At 58.0% G+C, this 12,159-nt stretch carries 3 protein-coding genes; all 3 read right to left on the reverse strand.

The features are described 5' to 3' along the window. Positions 1-79: 79 nt before the first annotated feature. Positions 80-7,222: a GH32 C-terminal domain-containing protein gene (locus tag H581_RS37520; protein WP_084134853.1), complete on the reverse strand. Its 7,143-nt coding sequence runs from the start codon at positions 7,220-7,222 to the stop codon at positions 80-82. 98 nt (positions 7,223-7,320) lie between these two features. Continuing rightward, complete coding sequence (locus tag H581_RS0129750; RefSeq protein ID WP_036720508.1) at positions 7,321-10,875, reverse strand: GH32 C-terminal domain-containing protein; 3,555 nt, start codon at positions 10,873-10,875, stop codon at positions 7,321-7,323. A 239-nt stretch (positions 10,876-11,114) separates the two neighbouring features. Beyond that, on the reverse strand, positions 11,115-12,119 hold the full coding sequence (locus H581_RS0129755) for a LacI family DNA-binding transcriptional regulator (protein WP_029192441.1): 1,005 nt from the start codon (positions 12,117-12,119) through the stop codon (positions 11,115-11,117). Positions 12,120-12,159: the final 40 nt, after the last annotated feature.

Here is a 12,159-nt window from a genome sequence, read left to right on the forward strand (position 1 = left end):
GCTTTTCCTCCTCGCAAGTTCGATGCCCGCGGACCCGCGGTAATGGCCGCAAGTCCGCAGACGTTTTGGTTATGTCCGATTACGATTGGGTGTTTATGAATCCAAATGATTCCAGCAAACGCTTCATCATGGTCGCCGCTTCCGCCCGGGAAGCAGTCGCTCCCGGGTCCAGTATGCCGTTACTTCGACCTTCAATGAGCTGTCCGGCCAGCAGTCCGGACATCGCCTCGCGGGCCCAAGGGCTCACGCGGCCGCTGTCGCCGAACGAGGCAAGCCTGTCCGGATCAATGTCAAGCTCCCCGCCGCCCTCGACAAACTCGATCGCTCTGGCCGTCATGACGGCCATCTCCTCGCGGCTGACCGTTTGGCGTGGCTTGAACGAACCGTCACTGTAGCCTTGAACGAGCCCGAAGCCTGCCGCCGTATCAACTGCTTCCGCAAACCAGTCTGCCTCATGAATGTCGGCAAAGACAACAGAGGCTTCCGTCCCCGAAGGGGCTGTAAGGCCCAGCGAACGGATGAGCAGCGCTGCAAATTCCGCTCTTGTCACGGCGGCATGCGGAGCAAAGCGGTCATCCGACACGCCCTTGACCACCAGCTTGGAAGCAAGCAGCTCGATAGACTTCTTAGCCCAATGCCCGGAGAGGTCGTCAAACGTCGTCTTCGCTTCCGCGATGACGTACACACTGTTGCCGTTCCGCTTCAGGACAGCAATAGTGTCCCCGCCCTGCGCTTCGAAGACGGCAGGCACGAAGCTGAAGCTGCCGGTTGCGGGGTCGAACAGCAGCGCTGTCGCCGCCAAGGGGTCTGGCTCGCCGGCAAACTTAATGGAACGGGACACGTATACATCGCCGAAATCATTCAGCTCCCGAAGCTCGCCGTTCGACTCCAGCAGCAGCATGAATTCGTACGGCTCGGAGCGAAGCGCAAGTCCGGCCTGCGCCGCCGCTTCATCCATGGCATCGGCCGTTTCCTGCTCCGGCGCTTGCACGACGATATGAAGCAAGTCCCCGGCTTCGCGAACATGACCCTGCAGCAGACGAAGCGGCAGGTCATACGTTACTTGTCCGTAAGTAATCGTAATGACAAGCTCTGGATTCAATCCCGCCGCATCCTGCAGCGTACGGAGCGGCAGGACGGCATCGATGCCGTCCGCCGATTGCGCTGGCCATTCAATGACGATTCGTCCCGCTTTCGAAGCGGCGGCGGTGTTCAACGCTTTGCTCACCTTTTCCGCAGACAGCTTCGCCTTAGCGATACTTCTGCCGTCTGCCGACGTATCTACGGCAATGTCACTCGCCGGAACCGTTATGGTGCCGGACTCCTGATCCGGCTGCGGCTGCGGCTGCGGCTGCGGCTGTGGCTGTGGCTGCGGCTGTGGCTGTGGCTGTGGCTGTGGCTGCGGCTGTGGCTGCGGCTGCGGGCCGGCCGACGCTGCCGGCACATTAACGTCATCTACGTTCAAATGCCCCCAGCCGCCTGTCTTCCGGTCCACGATTTGAATGTAGAGCCGTTCCCCGATGTACGGCGACGCATCCCACGCCACCCGGCGGTATTGCTCGCTGTCATGACCTGTCGCTTTCATCAGCGTCTGGCCGTCCGATTCTCTGACCAGCGCAACGTACAGCGATTCGCTGTCTCTGCCGCCTGCGATCAGGAAGTCGATCGCGCCGTCGCCGGCAAGCTCGAACGTCTCTGATTTCAACTTGCCTAGCGCGTCGTCGCCGTAATCCGGATGGAAACCCCACAAGTGATGACGCCCCTGATCCTGGCGGTCAAACGCCTGATTGAACGGTCCGCCCCAACCCCAGTCATTGTTCTTCGTCACATGGGCGTCGGTGAAGGCATTGCCCTCTTCGACGATCCAGCCCGACAAATCTCCTGTTTCAAAATCATGATTCGCAAGCCCTTGAACCGTTTCATCAACAGACCCGGCAGGCGGCCAATGCGCATCGACCTTCTCGCCGTATGCGGAGTCCATTGCCCACACTTGAAGTTTGTCGATTCTCGCTTTTCCGCCCTTGCTCCAGAGCTCAAGCCCGAGCGCATCCTCCTGCGTCGGGTATACGCGCGAGGTGATGCTGTTTTTACCGTTGGCATAGGCTTCGACCATCGAACGGTCCAAGTAAATATGAAGCTTCAGCTTGCCGTCATCCAAAGCCATTTCGCCGCCTTGAACCCCTTTGGCGATGTCGGGATCCAGACTGGACTTGCTGCGGTCAATTTCCAGCCTGCCGCTTTCCTTGTCGTAATAAATCAGCGTCTCTTCGCGGCCGTCGCCCGTCGAACGGACTTTGATGCCGAGCTCGTCCGCTTCAGCCAGATCCGCTTCCAGCATGATCTCCAGCATATCGCCTTGGATCGGCTTAAGCTGAGCATTGGCCTGCGCTACGCTTGTATCCGCCGCGCTGGCCAGTTCCTCGCCGCGAAGCGACTGCAGCTCTTCGATCGGCTCGATCCCCAGCGTGCCGTCACCGCGCAGCGACAGCACGACCGGAAGGCCCGCGTTATGCGCCCAGCCCGCATCGTAATGCTGCTGCTCGGTGCGGCGGTCCTGCGCGATGCTGAACAGAATCGAACGTCCCTGTCCATCCACCATGCCGCTCGGCCCGGTGAAATGCTCGCCGAAATCGAACAGGCGCGGCTCCTCATGGTCCGGAATGAAACGGTTGGCCGTCTTATCCCAGGTGCCGACCCAGTGGAACACGTATTTGACGTTATGCTCGTTATAATGATCGAACCATGGATTAATGAAGAAGGCATATTTTTGCTTACCTTGGGCATCCTCCCCTATCGGCAGCAGCACGGGAAGCTCCCACACCTGGCCGGTTTCGGGAAGGTTCGCGTAATCCCCCGTGAAGAACGGATTCTCATACGTCCAGTTCACCATATCCGGGGAAGAATACAGCAGCGCCGTTCCGCCGACGTCCTTAATGCCGGAACCGACGAGCTGATACCACATGTCCCCGTCCTTCCAGACGTACGGGTCGCGGAATTGCCCGAACCACACTTCTCCCTCTTCTGCCGGGAGATTCGGTGCCTGCTTCGTAACGACCTCATCCTCCATAATCCACTTCTTCAGATTGACGTCGCCGTCTTCCAGGAAAGTGCTTCTCGCCAGCCCCGTATTCTGGTTAGGCACCGCCTGATCGTCGCCGGCCGTAAAGAACAACGCCGGATTCCCGTTATCGTCAATTACCGCATTGCCCGACCATACGCCATCCGGCGTTACGGAACCGCCATCCGGCGCGAGCGCGACAGGCATGTCCTCCCAGTGCACCATGTCATCGCTCACCGCATGCCCCCAGTGGATTTGGTGCCAATATGGCCCCTGCGGGTTATGCTGATAGAAGAGATGGTATTTGCCTTCAAAATACAACGGGCCGTGAGGCTCGTTCATCCAATGCCCCGGCGAAATAAAATGGTACTGCGGGCGGTAACGGTCGCCATCGTAAACCCCGCGCTCGAAATCCAGCTCCGGCTTCGGTGCCGCGCCGTTCTCGAACTCTCCCGCCGCCGCGCTGTAATGGGCCGCAATCTCTTCGGCGCTTAACGCGGTGTTAAGCACCTTTACTTCATCGATCAAGCCGCCAAACATATTGGCCGTGAATACGCCGTTAATGACGGCGCCCGTATTGTTCTTGCCGATCAGGAAGCTGCTGTCCGAAGGCGCAATGGCTGTATTCCCGGAAGACGTCTGCTCCCCGGCAAGCTCCCCGTTCAAGTACAGCTTCAGCTTGCCGTCCGACTTGCTGTACGTTGCCGCTATATAAGACCATTCGTTCTTTTCAAGCGGCTTGTCCCCTGCCGCCCATACCTCCGACCAGCCGCCGTTGATGCCGGCCTGGAATGACCATTTGCCATGGCGGCCCATGCCCAGGATGTAGCCGGTCTTGCCGGCTTTGTCGTGCTGGTTCACAATCGCCGACAATTGCCCCATATCGCCCCACTCATACGATCTTGGGGCCACCCATGCTTCGATCGTCAGCTCATCGTCAGGCTTCGCGATTTGGTCCGCGGGCCTTTCGATCCAGGTGGAGTAGCCGTCGAACAAGAGGCCTTTGCCGGCAATGCCGTCCCTCCACAGCGGCTCCGTGGAAGGCTTGTACTTCGCCTCATTGAACACGTAATGGACCGTGTCGTCGACTCCTCTGGCCGCATCGCGAGCCGTTGTACCCTGCCCTTCATTCAGGCTCCAACTGCCGATAAGACCCGTTCCCCTTACCTTAACGTCATCGATGTTGATATGGCCGCCCATACTCTCATCTATGGCCTTCACGTAAAGCTCCTCGCCCAAATAGGCGGCTGCATCCCATGTGACGCTCGAATAGGCTTCCGAACCGTTCCCCGTCGCTTTCATTAGAACTTCATGGTCGGACGCTCTGACAAGCGCCGCGTACAGCTTCTCTTCATCGCGGCCGCCGCCGATCAGGAAGCGGATTTCGCCCGAACCCTTAAGAACGAAGGTATGGGAAGCCAGCGTGCCGGTCCGCTCATCCGCATCATCGCCTGCACCCTCGCCCGCGAGGCCCCAAACGTGGAAGCCGCCTTCATGGCCGAAAGCAGTTTCTTCTTCGCCGTACGCTGCCAAATCGGTAACGGCATCCGCAAAGGCATCGCCCTCAGCCGTCCAGCCGGTCAAATCGCCGGTCTCAAAGCCCGGATTTTCCAGTTCCCTCGGCACGACCGGCTGCGTGTCCAATACGACAAAATCGTCGACGTTGATATGCCCGAAGCCGCCGGTATGGTAATCGACGACCCGGAAATACAGATTCTCGCCCAAATATGCCGAAGCGTCCCACTCCACCCTCCGGTAGCCTTCGCCCATCGTGGATGCGCCGCCGGTTTCTTTAAACAAGATTTCATCGTCATCTTCGCGAACAAGCGCCACAAACAGCTTATTGATATCCTCGCCTCCGCCGACGCGGAAGCTTACTTTTCCGTTTCCTCCCAAGCGGAATACGGAGGATCTCAGCTCTCCGGTTCTGCGGTCGGCGAAATCCGGATTGGCCGCCCCCGCGAAGCCCCAGGCATGGTACACGCCCTGGTGATTGAACGGCGTGCTCCCCCAGTAAGTTCCCACGTCCGATACCGGCGCGGCAAACGCGGTGCCGATCGTCGTCCAGCCCGCAATGTCGCCGGTTTCAAAGCCGGGATTGGCTAGCGATTCCGGATAATTCAGCACTTGAAAATCATCGACGCTGATATGCCCCCACCCTCCGGTATGGTTATCGACGACCTTCATATACACGGTTTCGCCTATGTAAGCCTCCGCATTCAGGTGCACGCGCCGCAGCGTGCCATCGTCTTTCCATTCGGTATTGGCAACCTTCATCAGCTCCGTGCCGTCTTCCGCTCTTACGAGCGCAACGTACAGCTTATCGATATCGTTGCCGCCGCCGATCAGGAAGCTGATATCGCCGGAGCCGCCGAGCACGAACGGCGCGGAGCTTAAGGTGCCGGTCGGCGCGTCCCCGATTTTGGCTCCCCATACGTGGTAATTGCCCTGCTTGTTAAAGCAGCAGCCCCAGCCCCAATCCGTTTCCGTCACCACATTGGCATTTGCGAATGCTTCGCCTTCCGCCGTCCAGCCGTTTAAATCGCCGCTTTCGAAATCCGGGTTCGGAATGCTATGCGGCGACAGAGGCTTATCCGCCATCTTGCCGATTTCAGCCGCTTGAAGCGGATAGACGCTCAATGAAACCAGATTAACCTCGCCGCCCTCGGCGAATAATTCAAGCTTGTTCAATCCAGGCTCGGGAAACAGCTGGTCCGTGAAAACGACGCTTCCGTCGTCCGCGAACAGCTCTACCGAGGTTTTGTCGACTATAAAATGAATCTTGAGCGTATTTCCGGCCTCATACTCCGCCTCATGCGGCGCTTCGCCGAACTTTCCGTTAAAGCCGACCATCCCCGACCGGGTGCGGTCGACGAACAACTTGCCGCTGACGGCATCATAGCCGACGGCGGTTTTCTGGCCTTCGCCCGCGTGAACGTTGAACCCGAATCGGTCCGCGGTGGCCGCCTCCGCCTCAAACTCCGCGATTACCTCATACGCTTCGACCGCCGCTCCCGGAAGCTCCGAGATGCCGTCTGCAACGGCAACGCCATCAAGCTCCAAAGCCGGCAGCCTTAGCTGCTGCAGCTCTTCGACCGGCGCCTGCTTCATCCGGATGCCGCTGTCGCCGCCTTCATCGGTCAGCGTAAGCTCTCTCGGGACCGTCATCGTTCCCCTCCGGCCCGCGGATGGAACCGACTGGGCATAATGCCAGTTGTTCATCCAGCCGAGCCAGATCCGGCGGCCCTCCGTGTCGCTGAAGGTCATGCCCGCGTAGAAATCGGCGCCGTAATCCGTCCACAGCACCTGATCCGGCGCATTCAGGTTCGTGAAGGCCGCGCCGTCGAAGTCGCCCACGAAATACTGCATGCCCGAGCCGAAAGCCGGCGCGCCTTCGGAAAGGCTGACGGACAACACCCATTTGATGCTATCCGGATCGCCGTTCACCGCCAGCGGGAACAAGTCCGGCGTTTCCCAAAAGCCGTTATGCGAGCCTTCGCCCGCCCCGAAGTCGCTTTTATGCGTCCATGCCTTCATATCCGGCGAGGAGTAGATGCGGACATGATCGCCGGCCGTAATGACCATCACCCATTTATTCGTCTGCTCATGCCAAATGACCTTCGGATCCCGGAATACCGTCAGCCCGGACGGCTGCGGAATAACCGGATTTCCGTCATAGACGGTCCATGACCTGCCGCTGTCGTTGCTGTAAGCCAGGCTTTGCACCTGCCCGTTCGCGTATTCCTGCGTGAACATCGCCACCATCGGAGGCTGGCCGTTCGTCCCGAAGCCGGTTGTGTTGTTCCAATCCACGATCACGCTGCCGGAGAACATATGCCCCAGCTCGTCGGGATACAGCGCGATCGGCAGCTCCTCCCAGTTCACGAGGTCCTTGCTGACGGCATGCCCCCAGAACATTTCGCCCCAAGTATCGCCGCTCGGCTTATACTGGTAGAACATATGGTACTCCCCGTTGTAATACACGAGTCCGTTCGGATCGTTCAGCCAATTCCGTTCAGGCGCATAGTGGAACAGAGGCCTGAGCCGCTCCTCTGTCAGCTGCCCGGCTTCCGCCGCCAATGCCGCCCGCTGGGGAATGACCTGATAACATAATGAAAAAAGAAGGATGAAAGCCATTGCCAGTTTAAATGTTTTGCTTAACATGCTTACGTTGACCCCCTAAAAATAGTTAATCGTTTACGTATGCGGCCGACCCTGAACGGGCCGGCCGCCGCAACACTAGTTTAAGCAGAACGCTCCGGTCAGCCTGACGCCGCCTGGACGTTCACATCGTCAACATTGAGATGCCCGAAACCTCCCGTTGATTGATCGACGATTTTGATGTAACATTCCTCGCCGACGTAAGCCGCCGCGTCCCAGTTCACCCTCGAATAGGCTTCGTCGTTATTGCCGGTTGCCTTCATGAGCACTGCGCCGTCGGGCGCCCTGACCAAAGCCACGTACAAGCCGTTTATGTCATTGCCCCCGCCGATCAGGAAATCGATGGCGCCGGTGCCGCCCAATATAAAGTGTTCCGACTTCAGCTCCCCGACCTGCGCGTCGCCTCCTTCTTTGAAGCCCCACAGATGCATGGAGCCGCTCTGGTTAAACGGGCCTCCCCAGCCCCAGTCAGCGTCGGCGGTCACATCCGCGGCGCTGAACGCATTGCCGCTCACGACCGTCCAGCCCGTCAAATCGCCGCTTTCGAAATCGTGGTTATTCAACTCACCCGTGCCGCCAGCCGATTGAACGGGCACGATGAAGTCGTCGACGTTCAAATGTCCCCATGCGTCGGTCCTTTCATCCACGACTTTAATGTACATCTCCGTTCCGATATAAGCCGTGGCATCCCAGCTCCGGCGCGTATAAGCTTCCGTCGTCCCTTTGCTGCTCTGCCAGTCCCAATAGCTGCCCGGACCGCTCGTCCGGTACAGCTCCTTGCCGTCGGACGCGCGGACAAACGCGACGTACAGCTTATCGATGTCGGAGCCCCCGCCGATTTGCAAGCTTACTTGACCGTTTCCGCCGAGCGTGAAGGTGTCCGACCTCATTGTTCCCGTCGCGGCATCTCCTCCGCTCAAATGACCCCACAGATGATAGCTGCCCATCTGGTTGAACGGCTGCGATCCCCAGAAGGTCGTTTGATTCGTAACCGCGGTATCCGAGAAGGCCGTTCCGCTCTCCACGGTCCAGCCGCTCAAGTTACCTTCCTCGAAGCCGCCGTTGAAGAGGTTGACGGAGGCCGGAGCGCTTGCAACCGTTACGGTTCTCGTCGCCAGCTTCTCGCCGTCTCTTGTTTTGGCCGTAATAACGGCCGTTCCCGGCGCTTTGCCCGTGACCGTACCGTTCACGACCGTCGCGACGGAGGGCTGGCTTGACGTCCAGACAACGTTTTTGTTCGTGGCGTTCGCTGGCGCGACTACCGCCTGCAGCGCCTTTTTACCTCCGACGGAAACCTGCAGCGAAGCAGGCGTGATGGACACGCCCGTTACCGGAACCGGCTCGTAAGCGGATTTCATGCGCCAAACCTTCAGCTTTTTGACTGTAATCGTGTTCGTATCCGCATTGCCCCACAGCTGGAGTCCCTTGGCGTCGCTGCGCGTCGCGTAGACCCTGGTCGTAATCGACTTCAGACCGTTCAAATAGGATTCGACCATCGACTTGTCAAGGAATATGCGCATCTTCACATTCTCGCTGGCGATATCCACATTGCCGAACTGAAAGCCCTTGTTCTCGCCGGCAACCGTTTTGGTCCGGTCGACGCCAAATTCTTTATTGCTGTTCTTGTAAAAAAGCAGCGTTTCCTCCTCGCCGTTCGGCGATTTCCGCACCTTGATGCCCACGTTGTCCGCAGAGCCGCGAGCCAGCTCCAGCTCGATTTCCAGCGTGTCTCCGGTTATGGCGGCCAGCGCCATATTCGCTGCTGCGAAGCTCGTATCCGTGGTAATGTTCAACAGCTGCTCGCCGCGAAGACTTTGCAGCTCGGCGATCGGATTAATGCCCAGCCTGCCGTCGTCGCGCAATTGGAGCTCCACCGGCAGGCCCGCGTTATGCGCCCAGCCGAGATCGGAATCCTGCTGGGACGTCCTCTGGCCTTGCGCGATCGTGAACATGATATTCCGTCCCGATACCGGATCGGTGAAGGCGCTCGGGCCCGTGAAATGGAAATCGCCGAAATCCATCAGCTGCGGCGCGTCGTTATCCGGCGTAAACTTCGCGGTGGAAGCATTCCAGGTACCGATCCAGTAATACACCTCCACATCCGCCCCGGCCCCGACGGGACTGACCGCGAACAAATGTTTGCCGCCACCGAGCGGCAGAATGATCGGAAGCTCCCATACCGGCCCTAGAAACGGATAGGACGCCATGTCCGCCTGATATAACGGTCCGCGGTACGTCCAATCCATCAGGCTCGGATCCGTCGTCGAATAGACGGCTGCGGTTCCGCCTTGCCCCGCTATTCCTGTCCCGTTAAGCAAAAACCAGGTTGATCCATCCTTGAACACGTAAGGGTCGCGGAACTCGCCTTGGATGCCTTGACCCGGCTGCTGGGTTATGGCCAGCTTCGGTTCCTTCACCCAGCGCTTCAAGTCATTGTCGCCGTCGGTTTGCACGGTGCTTCTGGCTACGCCGACATTCTGGTTGCTGTTCATGTACGGCCTGGAATCGTTGCCTGCCGTGAAGAACAGCGTCGGGTTGCCGCTATCGTCGACAACGGCGCTTCCCGTCCAATCCCCGTCGGGATCGACCTGGAACAGCTCCGGCGCCAGCGCAGGCGGAAGATCGCGCCAATGCACCATGTCGTCGCTGACCCAATGCCCCCAATTCATATTGTGCCAGTACGGGCCTTGGGGGTTATTTTGATAGAACAAATGGTACTGCCCGTTGTAATAGAGCGGGGCATGCGGCTCGTTCATCCAATGGCCGGGCGCAATCGCATGGTAGATTGGACGGTGTTTGTCGCCGTCATACACGCTCCTGTCGAAGCTGAGGTTCGGAGTCGGCAAATTCCCGCCCAGCGCCGCGAGCCGGCTGTCATAGGCGCTTTGCGCCTCCATCGCCGTAATAGCGCCGTCGTATACCTTCACCTCGTCGATCAGCCCATTGAACATATTGAGCGGAAATACCGCAAGCGGTGTGCTTTGGTTATTTTTGCCGATAAGCAGGTCGCTCGCGGAATGGGTGATCGCGGAACCCGCCGGTATCGAGCTTGCCGCCACCTGCTTGCCGTTCAAATACAGCTTCATCGTGCCTGCGGCTCCGTCGACCGTCGCTGCGATATGCGACCATTCGTTTTTGGGCAGCGCCTCGTATGACCATACCTCGTACCAATTGCCTCCAGCCCCGATCTGGAATGACCATGTGCCGTGCCTGAATACGCCAAGTATGAAACCTTGCTTAGCCGTCTTATCATGCTGGTTCACCACCGCGGACAAAATGCCGCCGTCGCCCCATTCGTATGCGCGCGGGGCCACCCAAGCTTCCACCGTCATCGCGCCAGCGGGCGTAGCGATCGGGGCATGCGTCACCCAGTTCGAATAGCCGTCGAAGAGCAGCGCCTTGCCTGAAATGCCGTCCTCCCGCCAGACGGGGTCGCTTGACGGTTTATATACGGCATTGTTGAACACGTAGTTCACGGGATCGTTACTGCCGCTGACCGTTTCCTTCGTCAGCTTCCCGCTTCCTTCATCCAGTTTCCATTCGACGATTTTCGTCGCCGCTGCCTCCGCTTTATCCGGCATAGAAAATTGCGGAGCAATAAGTGCAAGGATTATTCCGAGTATTGCCAGTCTTTTATTCCTGTTCCGTCCTTTCATGCATACGCCTCCCGGGATATGATCTGCTTCCTGTCGCAGCGGCCGTGGCTTGAAGCATGCTCTCTGGGTGTAAGCGTTATCATTATGCAACGCGCCAAGCGCGTATCGGAATGACTGCGACTTCGTTCCGAATGCCTCCTAACTTATGTTCATAGATCAACGTTCTTTTCGAATAGACATCACCTCCAATTCATTAAAATCGTTTACGTAATCGTTTACGTAAGAGATAAAAAGAATAGTCAGCTCGATTGTCTGACTACGAGATTTGCCGTTAAACGATGCTCCTGCCGAGGCGACCCCGCGTTGTCGATCCGCTCCAGCATAACCTCCGCCGCTTTCACGCCAAGCTCGAAGGCAGGCTGCTCGATGACCGTAAGAGGCGGGGACGTGATTCGAGTCCACTGGAACTCGTCGTATGCGACTACCGCGATTTGTTCCGGCACGCTTATCTTCTTCTCCTGCATATAAAACATAACGCCCATGGCCATGACGTTGTCCGTCACGAATATAGCGGTAGGTTCATGCCTCATCAGGGATTCCGTCAGCTTATAGCCGCTGTCCAGCGATACCTCCCCGATGCTGATCAGGTCCGATTCGGCTTCAATGCCCGCTTCCGACAACGCTTCCAGATAGCCGGCAACCCGCTCTTCGGTCGTGGTTAGCGTATTCGGTCCGGATAGGTAGGCAATCCGCTTATGCCCCTTGCCGATCAACATTTGCACCGCTTCCTTGGAAACGGTCTTGTTATCGACGACGACGCAATCCCGGTTGCTGTTATTCGGAACCCTATCCAAATAAACGACGGGGTAATCCCCGAACAAATGCTCATAGTCAAGCTCTCTGCTCGCCGGCGCCATGATGAGCCCGTCTATCATCTGGGAGCCGAGCATCCGGATTTCATCCGCTTCGTATTCCGCCTCTTCATGCGAATCGCTTAGCACGAGATGGTAATGATTTTGCTTCAGCACGCTTTGAATGCCCGCCGCGACGGACATAAAAAAATAATTCGAAGTCTCCGAGGCCAGGATCGGAGCCAGAAACGCGATGACATACGACTTGCGGCTTCTTAGGGAACGCGCGACGAAATTGATGCGGTAATTCAAATCATTCATCGCCTGATGTACCTTCCGCTTCGTATCCTCGGAAACGAATCTGGTGCCGTTGATGACATGCGATACGGTAGCCGTCGAGACATTGGCATGCTTCGCTACGTCTTTGATACTTATATTTTTGCTATCGCTCATTTTCTCACACCCATGCTTGTCATTCTATTTTGCAACGTCC

It is taken from the genome of Paenibacillus harenae DSM 16969 (assembly GCF_000422465.1).
Lineage (GTDB): Bacteria > Bacillota > Bacilli > Paenibacillales > Paenibacillaceae > Pristimantibacillus > Pristimantibacillus harenae.